This window comes from Gallaecimonas pentaromativorans (genome assembly GCF_003751625.1).
Taxonomy (GTDB): Bacteria; Pseudomonadota; Gammaproteobacteria; order Enterobacterales; family Gallaecimonadaceae; genus Gallaecimonas; species Gallaecimonas pentaromativorans.
On sequence record NZ_RJUL01000011.1, the window covers coordinates 131,584 to 156,524 of the forward strand.

General features: G+C 61.1%; 28 protein-coding genes. 11 read left to right on the forward strand and 17 right to left on the reverse strand.

Going from position 1 to position 24,941, the window contains the following annotated elements:
- Positions 1–10 precede the first annotated feature (10 nt).
- The 4 genes from EDC28_RS17850 to EDC28_RS17865 form a co-directional block, all read right to left on the reverse strand.
- Positions 11–1,531: a peptide MFS transporter gene (locus EDC28_RS17850; protein WP_123422512.1), complete on the reverse strand. Its 1,521-nt coding sequence runs from the start codon at positions 1,529–1,531 to the stop codon at positions 11–13.
- A gap of 215 nt (positions 1,532–1,746) precedes the next feature.
- Positions 1,747–2,130 carry an SMU1112c/YaeR family gloxylase I-like metalloprotein gene (gene gloA2, locus EDC28_RS17855; RefSeq protein ID WP_123422513.1) on the reverse strand — a complete coding sequence of 128 codons (384 nt, stop codon included), beginning with the start codon at positions 2,128–2,130 and terminating at the stop codon, positions 1,747–1,749.
- Between the two features lie 35 nt (positions 2,131–2,165).
- Complete coding sequence (locus tag EDC28_RS17860) at positions 2,166–3,674, reverse strand: glycoside hydrolase family 43 protein (RefSeq protein ID WP_050658859.1); 1,509 nt, start codon at positions 3,672–3,674, stop codon at positions 2,166–2,168.
- Positions 3,675–3,766: 92 nt separating this feature from the next.
- The gene (locus EDC28_RS17865; protein ID WP_123422514.1) at positions 3,767–4,759 is read right to left on the reverse strand and encodes an alpha/beta fold hydrolase; all 993 of its coding nucleotides are present in this window, start codon (positions 4,757–4,759) and stop codon (positions 3,767–3,769) included.
- A 167-nt stretch (positions 4,760–4,926) separates the two neighbouring features.
- Between EDC28_RS17865 and EDC28_RS17870 the strand changes: the two genes are divergently transcribed.
- Positions 4,927–5,382: a hypothetical protein gene (locus tag EDC28_RS17870; RefSeq protein ID WP_123422515.1), complete on the forward strand. Its 456-nt coding sequence runs from the start codon at positions 4,927–4,929 to the stop codon at positions 5,380–5,382.
- Positions 5,383–5,389: 7 nt separating this feature from the next.
- Here EDC28_RS17870 and purU read toward each other — a convergent pair whose 3' ends face one another.
- Positions 5,390–6,226, reverse strand: a complete 837-nt coding sequence (purU, locus tag EDC28_RS17875) for a formyltetrahydrofolate deformylase (RefSeq protein ID WP_050658856.1) — start codon at positions 6,224–6,226, stop codon at positions 5,390–5,392.
- A gap of 241 nt (positions 6,227–6,467) precedes the next feature.
- Here purU and EDC28_RS17880 point away from each other — a divergent pair, with 241 nt between their 5' ends.
- Together EDC28_RS17880 and EDC28_RS17885 are read left to right on the forward strand one after the other, a co-directional pair.
- On the forward strand, positions 6,468–6,797 hold the full coding sequence (locus tag EDC28_RS17880; RefSeq protein WP_123422516.1) for a hypothetical protein: 330 nt from the start codon (positions 6,468–6,470) through the stop codon (positions 6,795–6,797).
- A gap of 9 nt (positions 6,798–6,806) precedes the next feature.
- On the forward strand, positions 6,807–7,385 hold the full coding sequence (locus EDC28_RS17885) for an MliC family protein (RefSeq protein ID WP_123422517.1): 579 nt from the start codon (positions 6,807–6,809) through the stop codon (positions 7,383–7,385).
- Positions 7,386–7,575: 190 nt separating this feature from the next.
- Here EDC28_RS17885 and EDC28_RS17890 read toward each other — a convergent pair whose 3' ends face one another.
- The 7 genes from EDC28_RS17890 to EDC28_RS17920 form a co-directional block, all read right to left on the reverse strand.
- Positions 7,576–8,433 (reverse strand): formate/nitrite transporter family protein, encoded by an 858-nt coding sequence (locus tag EDC28_RS17890; protein WP_050658853.1) that lies wholly within the window; start codon positions 8,431–8,433, stop codon positions 7,576–7,578.
- Between the two features lie 83 nt (positions 8,434–8,516).
- Positions 8,517–9,764 (reverse strand): MFS transporter, encoded by a 1,248-nt coding sequence (locus EDC28_RS17895; protein WP_123422518.1) that lies wholly within the window; start codon positions 9,762–9,764, stop codon positions 8,517–8,519.
- A gap of 2 nt (positions 9,765–9,766) precedes the next feature.
- The gene (locus tag EDC28_RS17900) at positions 9,767–10,330 is read right to left on the reverse strand and encodes an isochorismatase family protein (RefSeq protein WP_123422519.1); all 564 of its coding nucleotides are present in this window, start codon (positions 10,328–10,330) and stop codon (positions 9,767–9,769) included.
- 21 nt (positions 10,331–10,351) lie between these two features.
- On the reverse strand, positions 10,352–10,789 hold the full coding sequence (locus EDC28_RS17905; protein ID WP_050658850.1) for a MarR family winged helix-turn-helix transcriptional regulator: 438 nt from the start codon (positions 10,787–10,789) through the stop codon (positions 10,352–10,354).
- Positions 10,790–10,866: 77 nt separating this feature from the next.
- Entirely contained in the window at positions 10,867–11,229 is a 363-nt protein-coding gene (locus tag EDC28_RS17910) for a Rieske (2Fe-2S) protein (protein WP_050658849.1), read from the reverse strand.
- A complete protein-coding gene (locus tag EDC28_RS17915; RefSeq protein WP_123422520.1) occupies positions 11,229–12,188 on the reverse strand; it encodes a polysaccharide deacetylase family protein in 960 nt (319 codons plus the stop codon). Before EDC28_RS17915 ends, EDC28_RS17910 begins: the two co-directional genes overlap by 1 nt.
- 48 nt (positions 12,189–12,236) lie before the next feature.
- Entirely contained in the window at positions 12,237–14,042 is a 1,806-nt protein-coding gene (locus tag EDC28_RS17920) for a M1 family metallopeptidase (RefSeq protein WP_123422521.1), read from the reverse strand.
- A 106-nt stretch (positions 14,043–14,148) separates the two neighbouring features.
- Between EDC28_RS17920 and dinF the strand changes: the two genes are divergently transcribed.
- A complete protein-coding gene (dinF, locus tag EDC28_RS17925; RefSeq protein WP_123422522.1) occupies positions 14,149–15,453 on the forward strand; it encodes an MATE family efflux transporter DinF in 1,305 nt (434 codons plus the stop codon).
- Here dinF and EDC28_RS17930 read toward each other — a convergent pair.
- Positions 15,431–15,661, reverse strand: a complete 231-nt coding sequence (locus tag EDC28_RS17930) for a hypothetical protein (RefSeq protein WP_050658845.1) — start codon at positions 15,659–15,661, stop codon at positions 15,431–15,433. The genes dinF and EDC28_RS17930 overlap by 23 nt on opposite strands.
- Positions 15,661–16,239, reverse strand: a complete 579-nt coding sequence (gene nfuA / locus EDC28_RS17935) for a Fe-S biogenesis protein NfuA (RefSeq protein ID WP_050658844.1) — start codon at positions 16,237–16,239, stop codon at positions 15,661–15,663. The genes EDC28_RS17930 and nfuA overlap by 1 nt, the downstream gene beginning before the upstream one ends.
- Positions 16,240–16,352: 113 nt before the next feature.
- Here nfuA and EDC28_RS17940 point away from each other — a divergent pair, with 113 nt between their 5' ends.
- The 3 genes from EDC28_RS17940 to EDC28_RS17950 all read left to right on the forward strand — a co-directional run bounded on the left by EDC28_RS17940 (position 16,353) and on the right by EDC28_RS17950 (position 19,736).
- Positions 16,353–16,754: a hypothetical protein gene (locus tag EDC28_RS17940; protein WP_050658843.1), complete on the forward strand. Its 402-nt coding sequence runs from the start codon at positions 16,353–16,355 to the stop codon at positions 16,752–16,754.
- Positions 16,754–17,158: a hypothetical protein gene (locus EDC28_RS17945; protein ID WP_123422523.1), complete on the forward strand. Its 405-nt coding sequence runs from the start codon at positions 16,754–16,756 to the stop codon at positions 17,156–17,158. The genes EDC28_RS17940 and EDC28_RS17945 overlap by 1 nt, the downstream gene beginning before the upstream one ends.
- Before the next feature lie 73 nt (positions 17,159–17,231).
- Positions 17,232–19,736: a M14 family zinc carboxypeptidase gene (locus EDC28_RS17950; protein WP_123422524.1), complete on the forward strand. Its 2,505-nt coding sequence runs from the start codon at positions 17,232–17,234 to the stop codon at positions 19,734–19,736.
- A 22-nt stretch (positions 19,737–19,758) separates the two neighbouring features.
- Here the strand turns inward: EDC28_RS17950 and EDC28_RS17955 are convergent, their stop codons facing one another.
- A complete protein-coding gene (locus tag EDC28_RS17955) occupies positions 19,759–19,992 on the reverse strand; it encodes a hypothetical protein (RefSeq protein ID WP_050658840.1) in 234 nt (77 codons plus the stop codon).
- Positions 19,993–20,097: 105 nt separating this feature from the next.
- Positions 20,098–20,781 (reverse strand): ComF family protein, encoded by a 684-nt coding sequence (locus EDC28_RS17960; RefSeq protein WP_123422525.1) that lies wholly within the window; start codon positions 20,779–20,781, stop codon positions 20,098–20,100.
- Between EDC28_RS17960 and bioH the strand changes: the two genes are divergently transcribed.
- The 3 genes from bioH to dauA all read left to right on the forward strand — a co-directional run bounded on the left by bioH (position 20,782) and on the right by dauA (position 23,731).
- On the forward strand, positions 20,782–21,531 hold the full coding sequence (bioH, locus tag EDC28_RS17965; protein ID WP_123422526.1) for a pimeloyl-ACP methyl ester esterase BioH: 750 nt from the start codon (positions 20,782–20,784) through the stop codon (positions 21,529–21,531).
- A gap of 99 nt (positions 21,532–21,630) precedes the next feature.
- The gene (locus EDC28_RS17970) at positions 21,631–21,837 is read left to right on the forward strand and encodes a hypothetical protein (RefSeq protein ID WP_050658837.1); all 207 of its coding nucleotides are present in this window, start codon (positions 21,631–21,633) and stop codon (positions 21,835–21,837) included.
- A gap of 145 nt (positions 21,838–21,982) precedes the next feature.
- Complete coding sequence (gene dauA, locus EDC28_RS17975; RefSeq protein WP_123422527.1) at positions 21,983–23,731, forward strand: C4-dicarboxylic acid transporter DauA; 1,749 nt, start codon at positions 21,983–21,985, stop codon at positions 23,729–23,731.
- Between the two features lie 26 nt (positions 23,732–23,757).
- On the opposite strand, the gene EDC28_RS17980 is transcribed toward dauA, so the two are convergent.
- Positions 23,758–24,213: a hypothetical protein gene (locus EDC28_RS17980; protein WP_123422528.1), complete on the reverse strand. Its 456-nt coding sequence runs from the start codon at positions 24,211–24,213 to the stop codon at positions 23,758–23,760.
- 258 nt (positions 24,214–24,471) lie between these two features.
- On the opposite strand from EDC28_RS17980, the gene EDC28_RS17985 reads away from it, so the two are divergent.
- Positions 24,472–24,822 (forward strand): hypothetical protein, encoded by a 351-nt coding sequence (locus EDC28_RS17985; RefSeq protein ID WP_050658834.1) that lies wholly within the window; start codon positions 24,472–24,474, stop codon positions 24,820–24,822.
- Positions 24,823–24,941 lie beyond the last annotated feature (119 nt).

A 24,941-nucleotide genomic window follows, 5' to 3' on the forward strand; every position in this document is an offset into this window, starting at 1 on the left:
TTTTAAAGCCTTATTGCTTGGCCCACAGGGCGGCGGCTTCTTTGCTGCGGCTATCGAGGCGCTTGAGGTAGGGCACCAGCACGATGGCCACCACGGCGCCAGCCAAAGCCACCCAGCCGAGCTTCATAAAGAGGTCGGTGTACAGCGGCAGGGTTTGCAGCGGGCTGGTGATGTTTTCCGGCACGCTGGCAAAGTTGGCCACTACGCTACCCAGGTATTGGGACAAACCGGTGGCCAGCAGCCAGGCGCCCATCATCAGGCCGCGCAGGCTAGGCGCCACGTAACGGGCTACCATGCCAAGACCGAGGCCGGAGATCAGCAGCTCACCCACGGACTGGAAGAAGTAACCCCACAGCATCCACTGCGGCGACACCAGGCCCAGGGCGCTGGCGAAGTTGCCGGACACGGCGTACAGGAAGAAGCCGATGGCCAGCAGCACAAAGCCCCAGGCGTATTTGCCGGCCAGAGACGGGTCTTTGTCCTTCTTGCCCAAAGAGGCGTACAGCCAGGCCAGTACCGGGCTCATCACCGCTATCCAGAACGGGTTCAGCACCTGGAACTGCTCCGGCGGAATGCTGTAGCCCAGGAAGTGCAGGTCCACGTTGTTCTTGGCGAACAGGGTCAGAGAAGTAGACATCTGCTGGTAGAAGATGAAGAACAGGATGGTCTGCAGGGTCAGGATCACCATGGCGATAAGCCCAGCCCGCTCGGCGGTGGTGGCTTTGACCACCAGCACCAGGAAGAACAGCGCCAGGCCGACGCTGGCCAGGTTCACCACCCACTCGGCCACTTCGGTGCTTTGCACCACCAGGCCAATCAGCACCGCCACGATCAGCGAGCCGCCCAGCACGCCCAGCAGCTTGCCCTTGTTCATGGGTTTGAAGTCGGGAGCCGAGCCTACGTGCTCGAGGTAGCGGCTTTGCACCTTGAACTGAGCCACGCCAAACACCAGGCCCAAGGCGCAGATCAGGAAGGCCCAATGCCAGCCGTAGTGCACCCGGATGATGGGGGTAAGGCACTGGGACAGGAAGGCGCCGATGTTGATGGACATGTAATACAGGGTGAAGGCGCCGTCGAGCTTGGACTCGTCCCCTTCGTACAGCTTGGCCACCAGGTTGTTGGGGTTGGCTTTGAACAGGCCGTTACCTACCGCGATCACACCCATGGAGAAGAACACCAGGCTGTGGCCGCTGCTGCCCATGAATTGGTCCCACGGCACGGCCAGCAAGCCGTAACCCAGGGCCAGTACCACGCCGCCAAGCATGGTGGTGCGTCTGGCGCCCAGTACCTTGTCGCCGATCCAGCCGCCGGCAACCGGGGTGATGTAGATCATGGCGGCAAAGGCGCCCCAGGTCAGGTTGGCGCGATCATCGTTGAAACCCAGATACTCGATGGCAAAAAGCACCATCAGGATCTGCATGCCGTAGAAGCCGAAGCGCTCCCACATCTCGATCATGAAAAGCGCGATAAAGGCGCGGCGAGTTTTGGTCTCTGCACCCTTAGCGGCGTCTACTGAAGCTGTGGCTGTCATAGGTATATTTTTGTAATTAAGCGAGAAGCTGAACGTTATACCGATAAAGGACAGGGCTTTCTAGCGGCGCCAGGTTGCTTTTTGTTAACTTATGTTTTTGATTTTGTAAACTTTATTGGTGATGGTACTGATCTCTAAGCATTTTTGCTCGCCCGCCTGCCAACCTTGCCCTGCCGGGGGCCTGGCGCCAGCGAGCCGAAATTGTGAGCAATGCCTCACCCCTGGTAGAGCTCCAGGGGCAGCTGATCGGGGTCGGCAAAAAAGGTAAAGGCCTTGCCGGTGTATGGGTCTATACGCACCGGCTCCACCGCTACCCCCTGGTCTTGAAGCCACTTGGCAGCGGCGGCAACGTCGTCGACCACAAAGGCAAGGTGGCGCAGGCCCTGGGCCTCCGGGTAGCTGGGCCTTTGGGGGGCATGGTTAAAGGAAAACAGCTCCAACTGGCTGCCGTCCGGCAGGGCCAGGTCCAGCTTCCAAGAATCCCGCGCTTCGCGGTAATGCTCTGCCAGCACGGCAAGGCCCAAAATGGCGGTGTAAAAATGCTTGGAGCGCGGGTAGTCGCTACAAATGATGGCGGCGTGGTGAATGGCTTTGAGCACGGGGCAGCTCCTTGGTTTTTGCCAAGGATACCCCGTTAAAAGTGGAGGCTAAAGTCGTCAAAGCGCGCTTCTTGCTGGCCGTCGCCCTGGGCAAAAAGGCCGATGCGGGCCCCTATCCAGCGCCCGGGCTGGGCGGTAAAAGGCGGCCCGAGGGGCTGGCCGTTCGCCAAAAACTGCACTTGGGCAGCAGCGTTTACTTGTACCCCAAGCCGTGCAACCTGGCCGGTAAAGGGCGCCTGCCAGCGCTGCTCGCGGCACCCCTGCTTGGCCTTTTGGCACAAGACCATCACCAGAACCGGGCCTTTGGCGTTTTGCTCGGCCCCCACCCAGCCATAATCGCTGCCGTAGATAAGGAGCCCGGCCCGGCGCACGCCTTGGGCAGGCGCCATCAGGCTCACCTCGGCGCCAAAAGCCTGGGCCGGAAACTTTTGCAGCAGCAGGTTAGGCACCTGCCAAAGGTTATCGGGCCCGGCCAGGGCCTTGAGGTGGAGCTGCCCTGCCTGGATGCGTGCCCAGTCTTCACTTGGGTTGGCATTCCATTGCCAGGCAAGGGCGAGGGATTTATCAAAATGGTCTGAGCCTCTGGCAAGAGCCGTGCTGGGCGGGCCGGGTGGGCTTGGGTGGCGGGCAACCGGCTCGCCCTCGTTGCCCATCACCGGCCAGCCCTGGCGCCACACCATGGGCTCGAGGTGGGTGATACGGCCATAGGGGCCCTTGTCCTGAAAATGGATAAACCAGTCGCTGCCGTCGGTTGCCGTTACCCAGGCGCCCTGATGGGGCCCGTTGATGTCGGTGTTGCCCTGAGCGAGGGTAATGCGGTGCTGGTAAGGCCCTTGCAGCTGGCGGCTTCGAAACACCGTCTGCCAGCCTTCTTTTACCCCGCCGGCCGGCGCGAAAATGTAGTAGTAACCGTCTTTTTTATAGAGCTTGGGCCCTTCGAGGGTGCGAAAGCCGGGCAGGCGATTGCCGTCCACCACCAATTGGCCCTCATCTTCCAGCATCTGGCTGACATCGGGGGCCATTTCCCGCAAGGTCAGCACGTTGTTAAACCCCGCCCGGCTTTTGGCCCAGCCGTGTAGCAGCCAGGCCCGGCCGTCGTCGTCCCAAAAGGGTGCCGGGTCGATGATGCCCTTGCCGGGGAGCAGCAACCTTGGCGGGCTCCAGGGGCCGCGAAAATCTGTGGCGCTCAGCACGTAGATGCCAAAGTCCGGGTCGGGGTAGAAGATCCAGAACCTGCCGCCGTGAAAGCGCAGCGCCGGCGCCCAGACCCCGTTGCCGTGCTGCACTTGCCGGTAATGAGCGTCGGGCACATTGCGGGGCAGGGCATGGCCTACCAATTGCCAGTGCACCAAGTCGGTGGAGGTGAGCAGCGGCAGCCCCGGTACCTCGTTGAAACTTGAGGCGATGAGATAGTAATTGGTGCCGACCCGGATGGCGTCAGGGTCGGCATAATCGGCGTGGATAATGGGGTTTTGGTAGTAGCGGGGCTCGGCCTGGTTGGCCCAGGCCGGCCACGCCAGCAGCAGTATCAGCAGCAATCTCATGGGGCCTGCCTGTCAAGGGTGTGAAGCCCTTGTACCACAGCGGCCGGATGCTGCCCGGCTAGACGGCGTTTTGCTTCAAATCAGAACCGCATTTACTGGGCCAAAAAGCGCTCAAGGGCCTTGATGTAGTCGTCAAAATCCTCGAATTGCGGCACGTGGCCGATGCCGGGCAGCTCCACCAGCTGCGCCTGGGGAATGGCCTTGGCGGTGGCTTTGCCCAGCACATCGTAACGGCCCATGGTGGCGGCGGTTTTGGCATCGGCCCTGTTGCGGCCGATGGCGGTGCGGTCGCGGGTGCCGATGATGAGCAGGGTCTTGGCCTTGATATCGGGGAACTCATAGAGCACCGGCTGGGTAAAGATCATGTCGCTGGTCAGGGCGTCGACTGTGGCCATCAGACCGGCGTCCGGGCCTATGGTCCAGCCAGCCTGGATGGCCAGCAGCGGCTGGTATTGCGGCTGCCACTTGCCGTCAAAATACGCCTTGGTCATGTAGTTTTTCACCGACTCCGGGGTCTGGGCGTGCTCGGCGGCAATGGCGTCGTCCAGGCTCTGGTAGGGTACTTGGCGCTTCCAGTCTTCAAGGCCTATGGGGTTAACCAGCACCAGTTTGCTCACATCCTCTGGAAACATCAGGCTGTAGCGGCTGGCCAGCATGCCGCCCATGGAGTGGCCGACCAGCACCATTTTTTGCACCCCAAGGCTTGCCAGCAACTGGTGGGTGTAGGTGGCCAGGGCCTGAAAGCTGTATTGGAACTCGGTGGGCTTGCTGGATTTGCCAAAGCCCAGTTGGTCGGGGGCGATAACCCGGTAACCGGCCTGGCTGAGAGTACTGATGGTGCGTTGCCAGTAAGCGCCGGAGAAGTTCTTGCCGTGCAGCAACACCACCGTATCTTTGGGGACCTTACCACTTGCTGGTGGCACATCCATATAGGCCATCTGCAACGGTTGCTGCTGGGCGGTGAGGGCGAAAGTGCGCACCGGATAAGGGTAGGCGTAGTGGCTGAGCATGGCGTCCTGCGGGGTGGTGGCTGCCAGCAGTGGCAGGGCCAGAGCGCCCAGCAAGATCCCGAGAATGGCTTTCATGTTGTCCTCCTTGTCCAGGCTCCAGCATGGCAAAAGCCGGGCGCTAAGCGAAAGAGCCGCTGCGGCCATCGGCCGGTTCAGTCAGCTGAAAGTCATGAAAGTGCGCGAACTTGCGAAAATTAACGCCTATCCTCTTTCATTGTGTGAAAAGAGAACAAGGCAAGGGAATGCACGGCATCAGGCCGATTTACAGCGCCCTGCTGCTGGCCAGTTTTACGACCAGCGCAGCCAGTTGGGGCAACGGTTGCCCGGCAGGGGAGACCAACTACTTCAGTTGCAGCCAGCCCAAGGTGGTGGCCCTGTGCGGCGAACCCGGCGGCGCCGGCCTGCACCTGGTGCTAAATGGCCTCAACCTCGGTAGAGGTAGTGACTTCTTCCTGCGCCATATCAGCGGCGAGCAGCGCGAGCGTTACCAATTGAGCTTTACCAGCCACGGCAGCCACTACCTGCTGTTCGACGACTACCGCAAAACCCCCTTGCCCCCCAGCGACGTGCAAGGACTGGTGGTAACCAACCCCGACGGAGTACAAAAACGCCTCGATTGCCACCAGGGCTACAACAAACTTGAGGCCCTGGCCGGTAAGCTGGACGAGCCTCCCACCGAGCCGCAGCAGGCCCCCTGAAGCCCCGTTACTTGAACACCACCGTTTTGTTGCCGTAGACAAACACCCGCTCGTCCAGCACCAGTTGCAGGGCACGGCTCAGCACCGATTTCTCCACATCCCGGCCAGCGCGGGCCATGTCATTGGCGGACATGGCGTGGTTCACGTGGATCACCGACTGCTCGATGATCGGGCCTTCGTCCAAGTCGTCGGTAACGAAGTGGGCGGTGGCGCCAATCATCTTCACGCCGCGCTCAAAGGCCTGCCGGTAAGGGTTGGCGCCGATGAACGAAGGCAGAAAGGAGTGGTGGATGTTGATGATCTTATGGGGGTAGGCCGCCACAAAACTGGGGGTGAGGATGCGCATGAACTTGGCCAGCACCAGGTAGTCGGGGCGGTAGCTGTCCACCACCTTCATCAACTCGGCCTCGTGCTCGGGGCGGCTCAGCCCCTCGTGGGACACGTGGTGGAAGGGAATATCGAACTTTTCCACCAGCTTGCCCAGGGTGTCGTAGTTGCCGATAACAGCGGCAATTTCCACGTCCAGGGCCCCTTCGAAGCACTTCATCAGGATATCGCCAAGGGCGTGGGCTTCTTTGGTCACCAATATCACGATGCGCTTGCGCCCGGCCGGTACCAGGCGGCGCTTGGTGTACTGCGGCAAGGCGTCGTCGAGGTCGGCCAGCAGGGTCTCGTCGTTGAAAATGCCGTTGAGCTCGGTGCGCATGAAAAAGCGGCCATGGTCCCGGTCAACAAACTCGTTGTTGCGGGTGATGTTGAGCTGGTGCTTGTAGCAAATGTTGGTGATCTTGGCGATCAGCCCCTTGGCGTCGGGGCAGTCGGTGAGCAGGATCTTCTTTTCCATGGTCGCATTGTTCAAAGGTCGGCAGACCATAGTACCGAGCCGGGGCCATTTGAAAAGGGGGCCGTGGCAGTTAGTCCTTACTGTGAGCCGAGAAAGCGTTTTTCCGCGCTGTTGCCGGCTGCGGGGCGGCAAGATCTGCCAAACGCCATGCTGAACCGCAATAAGATGATGTAAAACAAGTGATTAACAATGCCCCGGCGCTATGCTTTGATAGCCCTTGGCCAAACAAGCGGAGCAGGGCATGGAACCACAACGCCATTCTAGGCTGGCTGTCGCCGCCTTTGTCAGCAGCCTGGTAGGCGTGCTGACGCTGGTTGGCACCTTTGCGGCGAGCGCCTATATCGGCAGCCACCACCCGCAGCTTGTGAACCAGCAGTCGCCGGTGATGATGGTGCTGGGGCTACTGATGCTGGTGGCTCTGTTGCTGGGGCTGCTGGCGCTGGGCCTGGCCATAGCCGGCTTGGTAAAAGCCGGGCATAAAAAAGGCCTGGCCCTGGCCGGGCTGGTACTGGCGTTATTGCTCATTGGTGGCTTTGCTACCCTTATTTTGCTTGGCCTGGCAGCTGCCTGAGGAGGCAAGATGATCCGTTTTATCACCCTGATACTGGCCCTAGGCTGCGCGCTGCCAGCCATGGCCCGAGACTGCGGGCAGGTTAAAGGCAGCCGCATTGCCATCATGGTCTGCCAGGACCCGCTGCTCTCCGAGCTGGACGACCAACTGGCCGGCGTTTTTGACAAAGCCCTTTCCAAAGCCGATGACAGCGACGCCCTGCGCCTTGGCCAACAGCAATGGACCCAAAAGCGCGATGAATGCTGGAAAGCCAACGACGAGCGCAGCTGCGTCCAAGGAGGCTACGTGCAGCGCATTGCCTGGCTGCAAGCCCGCTACGGCCTGGTGGCCATGAGCCATGACATCACCCTGGTCTGCGATGGCGACGCCAGCCACAACCTGCGGGTGCGTTACTTCGACACCCACCCCAAATCCCTGCTGGCCAGTGGCCAGGGCGGCAACTGGGTGATGTTCCAGCGTGAAGCGGCCAGTGGCACCCTCTATTCGGGGCCGGGGCAAAGCATTCGTGAGCACCAGGGCCAACTGGACGTGGTGCTGGAAAAAGACGGCAAAACCCAGCACTGCCTGGCCCGGCCACAGGGGCAATGAGCTTTTTGTCCTGTTGTTTTAGGCAGTTGGCAGGCCGGGGCAGGTAGCGGAAGATAACAGCTGTTCTGACATAGTTAACTTTGGTGTTTTCTGCCGTTTTTCTCCCAGGGGACCATCCCCACTTCCACGTCATTCCTGCGCGCCCCAGAGGCGCCTTTTTTTTGCCTGAAAATCGCCCTGGTGCGGTTGTTTAAGGGCTCTTTTCCACATTGAGCTGCTCATCGCCGCGCACCTGGGCGTGGCTTATCAGGGCAAAGATAAGGCTGCCGCCGACGATGTTGCCGGCAAGGGTGGGCAGGGCAAAATCCACCACATAGCTCGCCAGTGACGCCTGGCCGTGGAACACCAAATACAGTACCTCGGCCGAGCCGACGATGATGTGGGTAAAGCCGCCGATGGAGATGAGGTAGGTCATGATCAATACCACCATCAGCCGGGCGCTGGAGGCGGCGTTCATCCACACCATCATGGCAATCAGCCAGCCGGCCATGATGCCTTTGCTGAACATCTGCCAGGGGCTGTTGTGCATCACCTCTTCGCCGATGGCGCTAAAGGCGTGCAGTACTTTCGGTTCAAACAGCTCCATGCGGCCAAGACCGTAGGCGTAAAGCGCCACCCCGGCCAGGTTGCCGAGCATGACAATCAGCCAGAGCCTCAGCAGGCAGCCGAACTTTTGCCAACTGGCGCTAGACATAAAGGGCAGCACGGCGGTGATGGTGTTCTCGGTAAAAAGTTGCTGGCGGGCCAGGATGACAATCACAAAACCCACCGAATAGCCGGCGCATTCCACCAGGTAAAAGCCATTGCCTTCAGGGAGATAGGCCTGCAAAAGCCCTCTTGCCATCAGCGAAAAACCCATGGAAAGCCCAGCAGCCAGGGCCGACCACCACAGGGCGCTGAGGTTGCGGTTAAGCTCCTCTTCCCCCAGCAGGCGAATGGTTTCGTGCAGCACCGGCGCCGCCGGTGGCAGCTGCTTGCGTGCCCGGTACTGATCTTGTTGTGAAAGCCCAGAACCGTTATCCGAAACGGCCTTTTCCGAGTCTGTCATGGCGCCTGCTCCTGTCCTGGCAAGAACCATTGAGCCTAGCATCGGCGGCCACCCGTGTTGAGCCAAGGCGCCAGGTTGTTCAGTTAACTTACTGAATCAGAGCGCTTTTCGGAGGGAGCCTTATGGTGAAACCACAGCCAGTAACACAAGGCGGCGAGGCTGGCGGCAAGGCCACCGCAGGCGCCCACCACCAGTCCCCAGCGGGCGCCGAAGTGGTCTACCACCCAGCCTACAAAAGGCCCGCCCAGGGGCATGCCCCCAAGGGAAATGGCCATGAAAATCGCCATCACCCGGCCACGCATCTGGGGCCGGGTGGCCAGTTGTATCGAGCTGTTGGCGGTGATGATAAAGGTCTGGGCAGCCAGGCCAATCAGTACCAGCAATACGCAAAACACCACCTCGTTGGGGCTGAGGGCGGCCAGTACCATGGTCAGGGTAAAGGCCAGGGAACCGGCCAGCAGCAGGGCGGGCCGGGGTTTGTCGCGCCGGGCAGCCAGCAAGGCGCCACTGATGGTGCCGATGGCCAGCATCGAGGTCATCAGCCCGTACTGGCTGGCATCGCCGTGGAACACCAGGGTCGACATGGTGGAGATGAAAATCGGGAAGTTCAGGCCAACGCTGCCCATCAGAAACAGCATCAACAGGGTAAAGAGAATGCGTTTTTGCTGCCAGACATAGGGAAAGGCCTCCCACAGCCCGCTTTTGGCCAGAGGTTTGTCGGTTTTAAAGAGCCTGCCCTCGTTAATGGCCAGCAGTGACCACAGCACCGGAATAAACGACAAGGCGTTGATGATAAAGACCCAGCCGGTGCCGATGGCGGCGATGGACAGCCCGGCGATAGCCGGCCCTATCATGCGGGCGCTGTTAAAGGAGGTGGAGTTGATGGCCACCGCGTTGGGTAGCTCGTCGTCTCCCACCATTTCCGAGACAAAGGCCTGGCGCACCGGGCCGTCAAAGGCGGTAGTGCAGCCCAGCAGCAAGGCAAAGCCGTAGGCATGCCACAGTTGCACTTGGCCGGTGACCGTCAACAGCCCCAGGCCCAGTGCCAACAGACCGATGGCGCCTTGAGTCGCCATCAGCAGTTTGCGCCGGTCGATACGGTCGGCGGCAAAGCCGGTCAGGGGCAACAGCAGCAACTGCGGGAAAAACTGCAGCGCGGTCATGATGCCAAGGGCGGTGGCGTTGTGGTCGGTGAGGATGGTCAATACCAACCAGTCCTGGGCGGTGCGCTGCATCCAGGTGCCGATATTGGACACCAGGGCACCGGCCGCCCAGACCCGGTAGTTGGCATTGTTAAGGGAGCGGAAGGTGCCGCCCCGTTGAGCGGCCATGGTTACCCCTTGAGGTTATCCAGCAGTTGGGCGCTGGTGGTGCGCTGCCCCAGCCGAGGAAAGATATGCTCGATGCTGTTTTGGTGGGTTGCTTCGGCGACATCGGCCATGGCATCGGTAACCAGGGTCACGTTGTAACCCAGCTCATAAGCCTGGCGGGCGGTGGATTCGACACCGATGCTGGTGGCGATACCCAGCACCACCACTTGGGTGACGCCCTGGGCCTTTAGTTGCTGGTCAAGGTCGGTACCGATAAAGGCGCCCCAGTTATGTTTGGTGATCAAAATGTCACCGTCCTGGGCGTTAAGCTCGGGCAGCAGTTCTGCCCAATCGGCAGGCAGCTCGCCATGGCTACGCGCCTGTTCGGTGCGGCCAGGGGCGCCGCCCGCTACATTCACCAGCACCACCGGCAGGCCTTTGGCACGAAAGGCATCCAGCACCGCAATGCTGTTGGCCACTACGGCATCTACCGCTTCGCTGAGGTTGAGGCTTTTGGCCAGGCGGATAATGCCGTGTTGCAGGTCAATCACCACCAGGGCGGTTTTGGGGTCGAGAGAAAGGGTCATGTTTGCTCCTAAGCTGCGGGACTATTCGGCATCGGCGATGCGTTCGAGCAGTTCCATTGCCTGGGCCAGAACGTCCTGTTCTTGCGGGCTGAAGCGCGAGGTGATGATCGACGCCAGCCAGTCATCCCTTCGGGCCCGGTGCTGGGCGAGCCAAGCCTCACATTGGGGGCTCATCTGAAACAGCACCTTGCGGCCGTCTTGGGGATCGGGGGAACGTGCCAGCCAACCACCGGCCTCCATGGCGGCCAGGGTGGCGCCCATGGACTGGGAGCGCACGCCTTCCCATTTGGCCAATTGGCTTACCGAAGCCTGCCCTTTGCTGTGCAGGTGGCGAAGCACCGCCAGTTGCGACCAACTAAAAGGGTCGGCCGGGGCTTTTTCACGGAGGCGGCGCTTGAGCTTGCCCAGCACCTGGCGCAGGGCAACGGCGGTGGCGGCGTTATCGGCTTTGACGTTCATGGCGACAGTATGAAATTTACGAAGGTAAGCTTCAAAGTTTAGCTTCGCAAATCACTGTTGCAAGAACGGTAACGGGGTCAGGCGGTGAGTACCTGGCCGCCTTGCACCTGCACCGGCACTTGCTGAAGGTAGTGGTAGCGGCAGGGGCCTTCGGTGCAAAGCCCGCTTTGTACATCAAAAAGGGCGCCGTGCTTGTCGCAAAGGATTTGCCCGTCGGAGGCAAGGAACAGGTCTGGCAACGCGCTCAAGGGCACCCCCATATGGGGGCAGCGGTTTACGTAGCCAAACACCGCCTCGCCTTTACGCACCACAAAAATAGACAGCCGCTCACCACCGGGGCTTTCAAAGACAAAGCCTTTGGAGCCCGGATCGTTAAGGTCACTCAAGGCGCAGAGCCTATGGCCCGGCGCCAGGCGTTTAAAAGGTTCTGGCTTTTCCATCAATCAAGTCCTCTGCCCGAGAGCCAGGCCTGGGACCACCAATAGTAACGGCCTTCCTTGGTTTTACTCGGCGCGGTGCAGTTTAGGCGGGAGCGCCCCGGCGGCAAGGCGATGGCCGGTACCTTGATGGTGGTGCCAAGGATACTCAGCTTGACCCGCTGGCCCAGGAAATAACAGGCAAAGCGGCTGGCCATGGGGTCGCTGCCCTTGAGGGTTAAGGTCAGGGGCGGCGATTTGTCGTCGTTGACCATCATGCTGGTATCGGAACTCTCAAGGGGCATGTGCAGGCTCAGCAGCTTGGTCTTGAGGGTGTCGAGGTTGGCATAAGGGCCAGCAGCCGGGAAGCGGGGCAGGGCGGTCAGGCTGCTATAAGGGCCGGAGGGGCCTGATTGCTGGCCAAAGCCTACGTAGCCAAGGTCTGCGGCGATTTTCTCAAGCGCTGGGCTGTATTCGCCGTAAGGCCAGGCCAGCCATTTGGGCTCGCCTGGCAGTTGGCCATCGAGGATGGCCTGGCGGGCCAGCGGCAGCGGCAAGGTGGTCAAATGGGCGTGGCCGGCAGTGTGGTTGCCGATGGTGGCGCCTTTAAGCCCCTTTAGCGTGGCCTGGGACATCATATCGGGGTAGGCGGTCCGGTCCGGGTTGATGAACACCGTATAGGGGTAACCGAATTTGGCCAGAATGGGGGCGGCGTTGTCGGCGATATCCTGGTAGCCGTCGTCGAAGGTGATGGCCACGGATTTATCGGCCAGAGTCTTTTCGCCCTTGGCTTCGGCCACCACATCGCTCATGGGCACCACTTGAAAACCGCCGTCCTTGAGGTATTGCATGTGCGCCAGGAAATCCCGGGGCGAGGTGGTGGTGCTGGCTGGGGTGTCGGTGGCGACATGGTGGTAGAGCAGGATCACGGCGCCCTGGCAGGGTGCGATGACAAAAGCGGCGACAAGTAAAAGAAAACGCATGGCAAATCCAACAAAAAGGCCGCCTGGACTAGCCAGGCGGCCTGGGTGTTACTTCAGGATCTCATCCAGGGTGTTCTGGGCGAGAGGGTGGTAGCCGGGGCGGGCCTCGGCATAAACCTTTCTGGCCATTTGCTGATACTGGGGTTTTTCCATCAGCATCTGGTAGAGCGGCACGATGAGTTTGCGCCGGCCGATATGGCGCAGGTAGTCGCTCATGGCGGCAAAGGCCGGCTGGTAATCGTGCTTGATGGCCTGGCGATACCAGACGTGGGCCACTTCGGTGTTGCGGGTGCCGGTCAGGGCAAAGGCCTTGTCCAGCTCGCTCATCTGGGCTTGGGTCAGGCTGTCTGGCAGCTCGGACACAAAGTAGATCTGCTGCTGGGCGGTCCAGTCTTTGAACGGCACGTCGCTGGCGGCTTCTTTACCGCTGAGCCATTGCTTTTGCTCGGCCAGCACCTTGTCAAAGGCATCAGACTCCGGCTTGGGCGCGCCCTTGGGCAGGCCAGGCTGGTAGATCCATTCCTTGAGGCGGTCGATATCCAGGCCTTGGTCTTTGGCGTAACCGAGGAAATCGCTGGTCGACACCGACTGAAAGCGGAACTTGTTGAAGTAGCCTTTCAAGAAGGCGTCCATCTTCTTGCGGCCCAGTTTGTGCTCGATTTCGGTGAGCATCAGCGAGCCCTTCTCGTAGGGAATATCGGAGAAGGCATCGTCAGGGTCGCGGCCGGTCAAATCGGGCACCAGGCGGGTGTCGGCCGGGGCGATGGCGGCCAAGTCTTCTTGCAGGTCCTTATAACCCAGCACCGCTTCCATTCGCTCGCGGTCCTTGCCGTATACCGCTTCGGTGATGCGGTAGGTCAGGTAGGTGGTAAAGCCTTCGTTGAGCCACAAATCCTGCCAACTGGCGTTGGTCACCAGGTTGCCGGACCAAGAATGGGCCAACTCGTGGGCGATGAGGGACACCAAGGATTTGTCACCGGCGATAACGGTGGGGGTGATGAAGCTCAGGCGCGGGTTTTCCATGCCGCCAAAGGGGAAGCTGGGGGGCAGAATTAACAGATCGTAGCGGCCCCAGGCGTAAGGCCCGAACATCTTCTCCACCGTCTGGATCATCGATTCGGTGTCTTCAAATTCCTTGGCGGCAGCGTCCACCACCGAAGGCTCGGCATAAACGCCGGTGCGTTTGCCCATGGCCTTGAACTTGAGGTCACCCACGCCAAGGGCGATAAGGTAAGTCGGCACCGCCTGGGGCATATGAAAGTGGTAGACCCCGTCCGGACTGACCTTCTGGCTGTTCTCGGCGCTCATCACCGCCATCAGCCCTTTGGGCACGTGGATGGTGGCGTCGTAGGTCACCCGCACCGAGGGGCTGTCTTGCAGCGGAATAAAGCTGCGGGCCTGAATGGCTTCGGCCTGGGTAAAGAGGAAGGGGTGCTTCTTGCCAGCGGTCTGGGCCGGGGTCAGCCATTGCAGGCCGGTGGCGCCGTCGGTGGTGTGATAGTTCACCCGCACCTGGTCGGCATGGGGCGCCAACTGCACCTTCATGGCGGTGCCCAGGGCCTCGGATTTTTCACCCCAGGCCCATTTGGCGGCGGTCCACTGGCCGTCAACGTGCTGCTGCACGTCGCTCACGTCCAGGGCGCGGGTATCCAGCACCAGGGTGCTGGCGGAAGGCTCAATGCGTTTGAAATCCAGGGTGGCACTGCCGGCAAGCTGCTTTTTGTCGAAATCGACGGTGAGATCCAGGCCCAGGTGAGTGATCTTGACCTGGTCGGTGTTGCCGTAGGAGTTGATGTCGGTGGCCGCCGTGGCGGCGGCTGACAACAAGGCCAGGCTGCAAAGTGCCCCTTTCATTATGCGTGCTTCCTTTATTCTCAAAGCCCCCAAGTGTAACCACCTTGCCCGGCGTTGCACAGGGCGTCAGACTCAGCACTTTAGTCGCACGTCACGGAATACGCCTTTGTTGTCTGACCATAAAAGGGTGCTGGCCCTGGCCCTGCCCATGATCCTCTCTAATGTTACGGTGCCGCTGCTGGGACTGGTGGATACCGCCGTTATCGGCCATTTGTCTGACCCCGCCTTTCTCGGCGGCGTGGCGGTAGGCACCATGCTGGTGAGCTTTTTGTTCTGGCTGTGCGGCTTTTTACGCATGGCCACCACCGGCCTGGTAGCCCAGGCCCATGGCCGCCAGGACGGCCCTTTGCTGGCGGCCTGGCTGGCCAAGGCCCTGGCCATGGCACTGCTGCTGGCGCTGGCCATGGTGGCGCTGCAGTGGCCCATTGGCCTGTTGGCCATCAAGCTCAGTGGCGCCTCCAGCGAGGTGGCCACCCAGGCCGGGCACTACTTCTTTACCCGCATCTGGAGCGCACCGGCGGCGCTGATGAACATGGTGCTGCTGGGCTTTTTGGTGGGGCGCCAGGACACCCGCGGCCCGATGCTGCTGCTTATCCTCGGTAACAGCCTCAATATCGTGCTGGATTTATGGTTTGTGGTGGGGCTAGGTTGGCAGGTCAAGGGCGCTGCTTTTGCCTCGGTGCTGGCCGATTACGCCACCTTGGCCCTGGGGCTGTGGCTGGTAAAACGGCAGCTGCCGGCCTTTGACTGGCGCGCCGCCCTTGGCCACAGCGGCTGGCGGCGGCTATTGAGCCTTAACCGCGACATTCTGCTGCGAAGCTTTTGCCTGCAGCTGTGCTTTTTGTTTGTGACCTTCCAGGGCGCACGCCTGGGCGACGACATCGTGGCCGCCAACGCGGTGCTGCTCAATTTTTTGATGCTTATCTCCTACGCCCTGGATGGTATCGCCTACGCCGCCGAGGCCCTGACCGGCAAGGCCGCCGGCCAGGGAGACGAAAAGGCCTTTCGCCATTGGGTGCGGCTTTGCGGCGCTTGGTCCTTGGGTTTTGCCCTGGCTTTTACGGCGCTCTTTGCCCTGGCGGGGCAGCATTTGGTGGCACTGCTGACCGACCTGCCAGCAGTGCGCCAGGTGGCGGAGCAATACCTGCCCTGGCTGGTGGCGCTGCCGCTGGTGGCACTGTGGTGTTATCTTTTTGACGGTGTCTTTATCGGCGCTACCCGGGGCCGGGACATGCGCAACAGCATGGTGCTGTCTACCTTCGGGGTGTTTTTTCCGCTGTGGTTTGTCAGCCAGGGCCTGGGTAACCACGGTTTGTGGCTGGCGCTGACCGCCTTTATGGGAATGCGAGGCTTAAGTCTTTGGTATATCTACCGAAAACCGGGATTTATCAGCGGTCAAGAAACTGGCTAAAGCGGTTGCAGAAGATGCCAAGATAACCCCAGGCCGCCAGCGCGAAACCGGGAATGGCAAAGAACAGGCCAGGCACCTGCAGCAGCGGGTTGCCCTTGGCGCCCATATAAACGAAGAACAGGCCCAGTACGAACAGTGCAAAGCCGGAGAGGAAGCGGCGCATGGATCGCCTGGGCTCGCTGCCCAGGCGATAAATGAGCTGGCGCATCAGTAGTAGGAATGCTCGCCGGCTTGGTGCTCGGTCATGTCTTTGACACCGCTCAGCTCGCCCGGGAAGGCGGCCAGTAGTTCTTTCTCGATGCCTTCTTTGAGGGTGACGTCCACCATGGAGCAGCCGTTGCAGCCGCCGCCAAATTGCAGCACTGCTACGCCGTCTTTGGTGATTTCCATCACCGCCACCCGGCCGCCGTGCCCCGCCAGTTGCGGGTTGACCTGGGACTGGATCATGTACTCGACCCGCTCGATAAGCGGAGCGTCGTCGGCAACCTTGCGGACCTTGGCGTTGGGGGCCTTGAGGGTCAGCTGGGAGCCCATCTGGTCGGTCACGAAATCAATCTCTGCCTCTTCCAAGAAGGGCGTGGAGGCTTCGTCGACCACGGCGTCAAAGCCGCTGAAAGGCAGGCGGACATCGGTGGCTTCCACAGCGTCCGGCGGGCAATAGGACACACCGCACTCGGCGTTGGTGGTGCCGGGGTTGACCACAAAAACCCGAATATTGGTGCCGTCGGGCTGGTCGGCCAGCAGTTTGCTGAAATGGGCCTGGGCGGCCTCGGAGATGCGGATCATGGTGCCTCTCATAAAACCTGACTACTTTACTGGGTTATGATAACGCGCTTGGTAGCCAAAGCACAAAGCAGTAAATTGGTCGCCCCAATCGCCTTAACCAAAAAGCCTTATTCATGAGCCCCCAATTGCCCGACCCCCTCCATGCCCTGGCCCAGGAAGGCTGGACCCTGCTGGGTAGCGCAAGGCTGAGCCAAAGCGATGCCCTCGGCCTTTGGCAGCAGCGCTTTACCGCCCTGGCCGAGCGGGACCAGGAGCGCGTTGCAAATTGGCTGCAAAAATCGGTGGCGGCCGGTAACCGCGAAAAATACCCCGCCTGGCTGCGCCGGTTTGTGGCGCTGGCGGCGGTGATGATCGCCGGCGCCCTGTTGCTGCTGGACCCAAAGGCCCAGGGCACGGTGTTCTTTTGGGTGTTCTTGCCGCCGCTGCTGTTGCTGTTGGGGGCGGTAGTGGCCCATCGCACCCGCCTTAAACTGCGCCAGCGCAACCTGGCGCTGCTGCTGGCAGGTAAAGGCTGATGCGCCAAAAAGCCTTGCCCCTTGGCCTTCGCAGCCTGGCGCGCCGGGCTTTGGGGCTGATGGCCGCCCGGCGCCTCGATGAGGTTGCCAAAGCAGATTGGCAGCAAAGCTATCAGCGCTTGGATGCCCACCAGCAACAACAGCTGGCTCTGTGGCTACAGATTGAGGTGGCCCAGCGGCCTTTGGCGGTGGGTAACAGCCTGTGGCTGGCGCTGTTGGTGGCCATGGTGCTGAGCGGCATCGCCATCGGTTACCTGCGCCACCAGGGGCTGACCCTGGCCGCCGAGCTGGCTACCCTTCCGGCTGTGGTGCTGGCGGCGCTGCTGGCCTATCTGCCCTGGCGCCAAAAAAAGCGCCGCCTTGCCCACTTGGCCGCGCTGTTGGCCGCTCAGCCGCCGCTTTGAAAAGGTAATCAACCTGTTATGCCGCTGTTGCTTTAGGTAGCCTAAACCCAGATTTCCCTGACAGCGACACGCCATGAAACGCCTTATTCCCCTGCTACTTACCCCGCTTTTGGCCTGGGCCCAGTCCAGTAGCGAGTATTTTCCCGGCGAAAGCTTCAACCCGGCGCTGCCAAGCCCGGAGGCGGTACTGGGCTTTGGCATTGGTGAGCGCCACCTGCGTTTTGACGAGCAGCAGCGCTACCTGGCGGCGCTGGCGGGGCAATCTGACCGCATCAAAACCATCAACATTGGCCAGACCCTTGAGGGGCGACAGCAGGTGCTGCTGGCCATCTCCAGCCCCAAAAACCTGGCGCGGCTGGAGGCTATTCGCAGCCAACACCTTCAGGTGCTGGAGGGTAAAGCCCAGGCGGATCTGCCCAGCATTGTCTGGCTGGGCTACTCGGTGCACGGCGACGAACCCTCCGGCGCCAATGCCGCGCCGCTGGTGGCTTACTGGCTGGCGGCCAGCGACACCCAGGAAGTGGGCGCCATCCTCGACAACACCGTGGTGCTGATGGACCCAGCCCTCAACCCCGATGGCCTGGACCGCTACGCCAATTACGCCAACAACATGCAAGGCCAGCATAATTCCGATTCCCTGAGCCACCGCACCCGCTGGCAAGACTTCCCTGCCGGGCGGCTGTCGCACTATGGTTTTGATCTGAACCGCGACTGGCTACTACTAACCCACCCGGCTTCTCAAAACCGCATCCGGTTTTGGCAGCAATGGCTGCCGGCGGTGTTTGGGGACTTCCACGAAATGGGCCCCGACAGCACCTTTTTCATGCAGCCTGGGGTGGCCAGCCGGGTCAACCCCCTGACCCCGGCGCAAAACCAGGCCCTGACCCGCCAATTGGCCCAGTCGGTAGCCAAGGGCATGGACCAGCAGCAGCGGCTCTACTTTACCGGCGAGTCTTATGACGATTTCTACTGGGGTAAGGCCTCCAGTTATGGCGACGCCCTGGGGGCCATCGGCATCCTCTACGAGCAGGCCCGCGCCCGCGGCATGCAGGTAGCTACGCCGTTTGGTGAGATGAGCTTTACCTTCACCATCGAAAACCAGCTTACCGCCAGCAAGGCGCTGCTGGCCGGGGTGCTGGCCAACAAGGCGGCGCTGGCAAGTTACCAAGGCGCGTTTTTCAAAAACGCCCTGGCTCTTGCCGACCAGGACAAAACCAAGGGCTATGTGCTGAAAAACCCGGGAGACCAGGCGCGGCTGGACGATCTGGCGGCGCTGCTGAGCCAGCACGGCATCAAGGTCAGCAAGCTGGGCGAAGACATCAGCCTTGGCGGCGAAAAGCTGCATAAAGGCCGCGACCTTTTTATCGACGCGCGCCAGCCCCAGTACCGCTTACTCAAATCGGTGTTCAGCCGCCAAACCGAGTTTGAAGACAACACCTTTTACGATGTCTCTGCCTGGAACCTGGGCCTGGCCTACAACATCGAGGTGCTGCCGGTGGGCGGCTGGTCCTACAGCAAGGCGCTTAATGGCAAGCCCTGGCAGCCAGCCAAGGCCGCGCCGGCACCGGTAACGGCTCATTACGCCTGGGCCTTTGACTGGGCCGACAGCCGGGCCCCGGCGCTGTTGGCCGATGTGCTCAGAGCCGGCATCAAGGTGTTTGCGCTGCCGGGAGAAGCTGATAACGGCCAGGTGCACCTCAAAGCGGGGGACATGCTGATCCCGGCCGGCGCCCAGCAACCAGCGGAGCTGGTGGCGACCCTGGACCGACTCAGCCGCCGCCATGGGCTCGCCATCCAAGGCATGGACAGCGGCTTTTCCCAAAGCGGTGTCAGCCTTGGCAGCCGCGGCCTGCAACGGGTCACCCTGCCCAAGGTGGGGCTGCTGGTGGGGCGGGATATCAACGCCCAGCGCGCCGGTGGCGTTTGGCAGAGCCTCGATACCAAGGCCGGGCTGGCGGTAACGCTGCTGGACGACAGCGTGCTGCCCTGGCTGGATCTTCGCGAATTCACCCACCTTATCGTGCCGGCGGCGGCGCCTATTGCCCTCAACCCCCTGCAAAGCCAGCGCCTGGCCCAGTGGGTGCAGCAGGGTGGCCACCTAGTCCTGATGACCGACGCCGTGGCTTGGGGCGTGCACAGTGGCCTGCTCAATGCCGAGCTGGTGGATGACAAAGCCCGCCTGGCGAGCTTTTCCACCGACGGCCAGGGTTATGGCGACAAGGGCAGCCACCGGGCCCAAACCCTCATTGCCGGCACCCAGGTGCTGGCGGATCTGGACCCAAGCCACCCCCTCAATTACGGCTTGGGCAGTGACACCCTGGCGCTGATGCGAGACCACGAAGTGATGCTGGCCAAGGTGGCCGGCGAGTTCACGGTGCCGGCCCGCTATGACGCCAAACCGCTGCTGGCAGGCTTTATGGCGCCGCAAAACGCCAAGGCCCTGGCGGGTACGGCAGCCGCTGTGGCCCAGCATTTTGGCCAGGGCACGGTGGTGGCGTTTTTGGACGATGTGAGTTTTCGCGGTGTGCAGCGCGGCTCGGAGCGCTGGCTCAGCAACGCCCTTTATTTCAACTTTTGATAGCTGGCAGGGCCGCTTGGCCCTAGCCCATAAACCACAGCGGGCGAATGCCCATGGCCTGGGGCATGGTCATCAGCAGCAGCAGGCTGGTGAGGCTGATACACAAGGACACCAGCAGCCGGTCGATACGGCGGCCGGCTTTGCCGTCGTTACGGAACAGCACCAGCCCCAGCAACTGGCTCAGCAGGTGCAGGCTGACAAGGCCGCAAAGGGCAAATAGGGCGGTCAGAATGATGGTGAACAGGTCGAGGTTCACGGCGGCAACAGGGTAATTAAGCAGAGCTGCCTTTGTATCGAATTACCGGGCTGCTGTCATCGGGGAGCAGATTGTTTGCTTTTTTTTCAAACAGTTGTCAATCCGTCATGCCCTGGCCAGGCACCATACCTGCACCCGTTCACAGCCTGCGGCTTTGAGTAGCTGCGCCAAGGCGGCCACCGTGGTGCCGGTGGTCATCACATCATCCACCAGGGCCAGGTGTCGGGGTACTGGGCCGGTGAGGCTAAAGGCGCCTTTGAGATTCTGCCGGCGCGCCCTTTTGCCAAGACCTTGCTGATGAGCGGTGGCGCGATTGCTTTGTACCAACCCGGCCGCCACCGGCACCCCCAACGCCTTACCCAGGTAATTTGCCAGCAGCACCGACTGATTAAAACCCCGCCACAGCCGCCGAGACCAGTGCATGGGCACCGGCACCAGGCAGTCGGGCAGATCTACCGCCGTTAGCGTGGCCAGCAGCGGCTGGCATAATGGAGCGTCAAGCCACCATTGGCGCTGATATTTGAAGCGATGAATTAAATGCGAAAAGGGCGGGCCGTAAGGCACGCCAGCATGTACCTCATCAAAGGGCGGTGGCTGGCGGGCGCACTGGCGGCAAAGGGCCGGCCCCGGCTCGGCGCAGCGCCGGCAGCGAGACTGCGGCCGGTGCAGGTCTGCCAGGCAGCAGCTACAAAGCGGCAGCGCACTCGGCTCCAGGCATAGCCAACAGAGCCCCTCGGGCTTGGCCTGGGCGCCCAGCCGGGCTAGGATGCGCGAAAATGCGGAGGTCATATGTCAGCACCCACCTTGGTGATGCTGCACGGTTGGGGTGTCAACGGTGCAGTGTTTTCTTCCTTGTTGCCCCATCTTGAGGGCCTGGACATAAGGGTGGTCGATCTACCCGGATTTGGCGATGCCGCCAATGAGCCATCGCACCGCGAAATCGACGGCCTGGCCAGGGCCCTGGCCGACAAAGTGCCCGAAGACGCGGTATGGCTGGGTTGGTCTTTGGGGGGGCTGGCTGCCACCCAGGCCGCCATCAAGGGGTATGGCCGGCCTCGGGGGCTTATCACCCTTGCCTCCAGCCCTTCCTTTGTGGCCGAGGAGCATTGGCCTGGTATTAAGCCTTTGGTGCTCAAGCAGTTCGCCGGCGCCCTTGAGGGGGACCTGCAGCAAGTGATTGACCGCTTCCTGGCCATTCAGGCTATGGGGGCACCCAGTGCCAAAGCCGATATCAAGCTGCTGCGCGAAAAGGTGGCTGAGCGGCCGCTACCAAGCCTTGAGGCTCTGGCTGGGGGCCTGGCCATGCTTGATAACACTGACCTTCGCGGCGAGCTGGCGGCACTGCGCCTGCCGTTTTTGCGCCTCTACGGCCGCCTCGACGCCCTGGTGCCTGTCAAGCAGGCCGAACTGGTAGACGCCCTGGCGCCAGGTAGCCGCCACCAGGTGTTTGAGCACAGCTCCCACGCGCCTTTTATTTCCCACCCAGAAGAGACGGCCGCAGCGGTGCGCGCCTTTATCGGCCAGTTCAAGGGCCAGTAAGGTCGACCCTCATGGAACCTTTAGCGCGGGCCATTGCCGAAAGTTTGGCCAGTGCTGCGCAAATGGCGTACACTGCGAAAACCGATAAGGAGGTGCTTCATGAATACCATCATGAACCATGGCGTTAACCTGCAATACACTGCCGAGACCCGGGCCAGCGATGCGGCCTATACCCTGGCGCGGGGTAATGTGAACGCCGAGCCTCTGGTTGAGCTGCAAGTGGCCAAGACCGAGTCTGCGGCCGCCACCAAGGTCATCAAGACCGCCGATGAAATGCTCGGCACCATTATCGACACCACGGCCTGAGCAATTGCCCGCGCCGCCAAAGCCACCAATAGGTGGCTTTTTTGTGCCTGAAAATTATTCCTTAATAAATAAGGGGATATTGTAGGACCCGTCCCCGGCTTTATAATGGCGCCTTGGGTTTCACCCTTTTGGTCTGGAGGACCTTGTGCCCCACCGCGCGCATCTTTTTTCCCTCAAGTTGGCCTTTGCCCTTAGAGAAGCTCTGGCTGAAGGCTATGGCCCCGCCCGGCTGCTCAAAGACGTTTTGGCCGGCCTGACCGTCGGCATTATCGCCATTCCGCTGTCCATGGCCCTGGCCATCGCCAGTGGTGTACCGCCGCAATACGGCCTGTATACCGCCATCATTGCCGGCACCCTTATTGCGCTTAGCGGCGGCTCGCGGTTCTCCATCTCCGGCCCCACCGCCGCCTTTGTGGTGATCCTCTATCCCATCGCCCAGCAGTTTGGCCTGGGCGGTTTGCTACTGGCCTCCACCATGGCCGGGGTCATGCTGCTGCTGATGGCGCTGCTGCGCCTGGGGCGGCTGATTGAATACATTCCAGAAGCGGTTACCCTGGGCTTTACCGGCGGCATAGCGGTGGTGATCGCCACCTTGCAGCTCAAGGATTTTCTCGGCCTCACCCTTACCCAGATGCCGGAAGATTACCTGCACAAGGTGCTGGCCCTGATTGAGGCGCTGCCCACGGCCCATTGGCCGTCGCTGTTGGTGGCGGGGCTGACCCTGGCCATGCTGCTGATTTGGCCCAAGCTCAAAACCCCGGTGCCGCCGCACCTGCCGGCGGTGTTGCTGGGCACGGTGGTGGCCTACGCTCTTAACCTGATGGGGCTGGATGTGGCCACCATCGGCTCACGATTCAGCTACGTGCTGGCCGACGGCAGCCAGGGCGCCGGTATTCCGCCGCTGCTGCCGCATTTTTCCCTGCCCTGGTTACAAGCCGGCCCTGATGGCCAGCCCCTTGAGCTGAGCTGGGGGCTGTTCAAGGCGCTGCTGCCAGCGGCCTTTGCCATCGCCATGCTGGGGGCCATCGAGTCCCTGCTGTGCGCCGTGGTGCTGGACGGCATGACAGGCCGGCGCCACAGCGCCAACAGCGAGCTGCTGGGCCAGGGTATCGGCAATATCATCACCCCGTTTTTTGGCGGTATTACCGCCACCGCCGCTATTGCCCGCTCGACCGCCAACTTCCGGGCCGGGGCCAGCTCGCCCCTGGCTGCGGTGATCCATGCCTTGGTGGTGCTGCTGGGCCTAGTGCTGCTGGGCCCCTGGCTGGCTTACTTGCCGATGCCGGCCATGGCCGCCTTGCTGATGTTGGTGGCCTGGAACATGAGCGAGGCGCCCAAGTCGCTGAAAATGCTCAAATCTGCTCCCAAGGGTGATATCTGGGTGCTGGTCACCTGCTTTAGCCTGACGGTGCTGTTTGACATGGTGGTGGCCATTACCGCCGGCATCTTGCTGGCCTGCGTGCTGTTTATGAAAGATCTCGCCGCCATGACCCGGATCAGCGATATCTCAGGCAACCGCCGCCAGGTGCCCAATCCGCTGCCCCCCGGCTGGCATGTCTTTAAAATAAGCGGCCCGCTGTTTTTTGCTGCCGCTGACCGGATCTTCGGGGAATTGGCCGCCATGAGCCGCGATGCCAAGGGTCTGGTGCTTTACATGGACGGAGTGCCCCTGCTGGATGCCGGCGGCCTGGCTGCCCTCAACAAGCTGGTGGAGCGCTGCCAAAAAGAACAGACCCAGCTATTGATCGCCGACCTGCAGTTCCAGCCCCTTAAAACCCTGGCCCGGGCCAAGGTGGCACCGATTAGCGGGGTGTTGACCTTCCACCCCAGTCTGGCTGCCGCGCTGGATAACTTGGTCGAAACGGCCCCGCAGGCGCTATCTCGCCAGGGTTGACGGGCCCCTAGTAGGGGCCCGTACCGTTACTTACATTGCTGCTTACGAATACTGATCTGGTTCAGATCCTGCTGGGTAACGGCGGCCGGTACATTGGGGTCATGGTTGGCCACCATGCTGTTGCGGAGCTGGTCAACCTGATCAAGGTGGCCCTGTTCGCCCGATTTAAAACGCTGCTGTACCTGGCTACTGGCACCAAACATGCCGTTGCATAGCAGGGCCTTACGAAAGAGCGTTAACACCGACACCCTGGCATTGAAGCTTGCCAGGCGCTCATCGGCATCGGCGGGGGCGTGACTTATCTTGGCGTAGGCCGTGGTGCACTGAGTGCCTAGTATCGGGTAGGCATCCTTTATCCCGGCGCAGTTGGCAATGGTGGCCGGTGGGTCGGCCCGAGCGGCTGTTGTGCCAAGCCACGCCAGGCTGAACAGCGCGAGGACAAAGCTCAGGCCCTTGCTGAGATACGTTGCTCTGGTTTTCATCGACTGATCCTTAGTGCTGATGGGCCCTGCTCATCAGGGCCGACATCCGCAGACTAGGGGAGTCAGGCGGGGACTAAACAGGGGAAGGGATTCCACACCAAGGGGCACGGCGTCTTCAAGAATGGCTTTATCGGTAAGACAACTGCATCAATCCCCAGGGGTTGACGACAGGTTGTTTTTTGCACTCCTGTTTTTTCCAATGAAGAGGCGTTCGCAGTTTAACGCCTTCATATTCAAGGAAATTCAAGGAGAGAAAGAATGAAAAAGCGTTATCTTGCCGCCGCCTTGCTGGCCCTGGGTTCCAGCAGCGTTTTTGCCGCTGGCATGAGCTGCTATATCGATACTCGCGCTTATGATGAGTTCACCCCCAATCACTGCCTGAATATCGTTTGGGGCGCCAAAACCGCCACGGCGGTATTTCGGGTAGATAACCTGCCGGCCAATTACTACATCGACTGGGACACCCCGGCCTGCGCCGCCAACGCTACCACCTGTACCGCCGTGATCCGCGCCTTTGTCCCTTTTAAGGCCACGGCAACCCTGATTGACCTCGACGCCGGTACCACCACGGAAGTCTCCGCCACCGCTACCTTTGAAGACGGTCGCTGAGCGTAATAAAAACCGGGGCTTGGCCTAATGCCAGTCAGTTAAGCTGACTGGCATTTTTTCTTTCTCGCTGGATACTTGCTGTATTTTGGCCGGATGCAGCGTGGATATGACCGGTCTGG

Coding starts and splice junctions, on each gene's coding strand:
- EDC28_RS17850 (WP_123422512.1), bottom strand. CDS start 1,531: ATGACAGCCACAGCTTCAGTAGACGCCGCTAAGGGTGCAGAGACCAAA.
- EDC28_RS17860 (WP_050658859.1), bottom strand. CDS start 3,674: ATGAGATTGCTGCTGATACTGCTGCTGGCGTGGCCGGCCTGGGCCAAC.
- EDC28_RS17865 (WP_123422514.1), bottom strand. CDS start 4,759: ATGAAAGCCATTCTCGGGATCTTGCTGGGCGCTCTGGCCCTGCCACTG.
- EDC28_RS17870 (WP_123422515.1), top strand. CDS start 4,927: ATGCACGGCATCAGGCCGATTTACAGCGCCCTGCTGCTGGCCAGTTTT.
- purU (WP_050658856.1), bottom strand. CDS start 6,226: ATGGAAAAGAAGATCCTGCTCACCGACTGCCCCGACGCCAAGGGGCTG.
- EDC28_RS17880 (WP_123422516.1), top strand. CDS start 6,468: ATGGAACCACAACGCCATTCTAGGCTGGCTGTCGCCGCCTTTGTCAGC.
- EDC28_RS17885 (WP_123422517.1), top strand. CDS start 6,807: ATGATCCGTTTTATCACCCTGATACTGGCCCTAGGCTGCGCGCTGCCA.
- EDC28_RS17890 (WP_050658853.1), bottom strand. CDS start 8,433: ATGACAGACTCGGAAAAGGCCGTTTCGGATAACGGTTCTGGGCTTTCA.
- EDC28_RS17895 (WP_123422518.1), bottom strand. CDS start 9,764: ATGGCCGCTCAACGGGGCGGCACCTTCCGCTCCCTTAACAATGCCAAC.
- EDC28_RS17900 (WP_123422519.1), bottom strand. CDS start 10,330: ATGACCCTTTCTCTCGACCCCAAAACCGCCCTGGTGGTGATTGACCTG.
- EDC28_RS17905 (WP_050658850.1), bottom strand. CDS start 10,789: ATGAACGTCAAAGCCGATAACGCCGCCACCGCCGTTGCCCTGCGCCAG.
- EDC28_RS17910 (WP_050658849.1), bottom strand. CDS start 11,229: ATGGAAAAGCCAGAACCTTTTAAACGCCTGGCGCCGGGCCATAGGCTC.
- EDC28_RS17915 (WP_123422520.1), bottom strand. CDS start 12,188: ATGCGTTTTCTTTTACTTGTCGCCGCTTTTGTCATCGCACCCTGCCAG.
- EDC28_RS17920 (WP_123422521.1), bottom strand. CDS start 14,042: ATGAAAGGGGCACTTTGCAGCCTGGCCTTGTTGTCAGCCGCCGCCACG.
- EDC28_RS17930 (WP_050658845.1), bottom strand. CDS start 15,661: ATGCGCCAGCTCATTTATCGCCTGGGCAGCGAGCCCAGGCGATCCATG.
- nfuA (WP_050658844.1), bottom strand. CDS start 16,239: ATGATCCGCATCTCCGAGGCCGCCCAGGCCCATTTCAGCAAACTGCTG.
- EDC28_RS17940 (WP_050658843.1), top strand. CDS start 16,353: ATGAGCCCCCAATTGCCCGACCCCCTCCATGCCCTGGCCCAGGAAGGC.
- EDC28_RS17945 (WP_123422523.1), top strand. CDS start 16,754: ATGCGCCAAAAAGCCTTGCCCCTTGGCCTTCGCAGCCTGGCGCGCCGG.
- EDC28_RS17950 (WP_123422524.1), top strand. CDS start 17,232: ATGAAACGCCTTATTCCCCTGCTACTTACCCCGCTTTTGGCCTGGGCC.
- EDC28_RS17960 (WP_123422525.1), bottom strand. CDS start 20,781: ATGACCTCCGCATTTTCGCGCATCCTAGCCCGGCTGGGCGCCCAGGCC.
- bioH (WP_123422526.1), top strand. CDS start 20,782: ATGTCAGCACCCACCTTGGTGATGCTGCACGGTTGGGGTGTCAACGGT.
- EDC28_RS17970 (WP_050658837.1), top strand. CDS start 21,631: ATGAATACCATCATGAACCATGGCGTTAACCTGCAATACACTGCCGAG.
- EDC28_RS17980 (WP_123422528.1), bottom strand. CDS start 24,213: ATGAAAACCAGAGCAACGTATCTCAGCAAGGGCCTGAGCTTTGTCCTC.
- EDC28_RS17985 (WP_050658834.1), top strand. CDS start 24,472: ATGAAAAAGCGTTATCTTGCCGCCGCCTTGCTGGCCCTGGGTTCCAGC.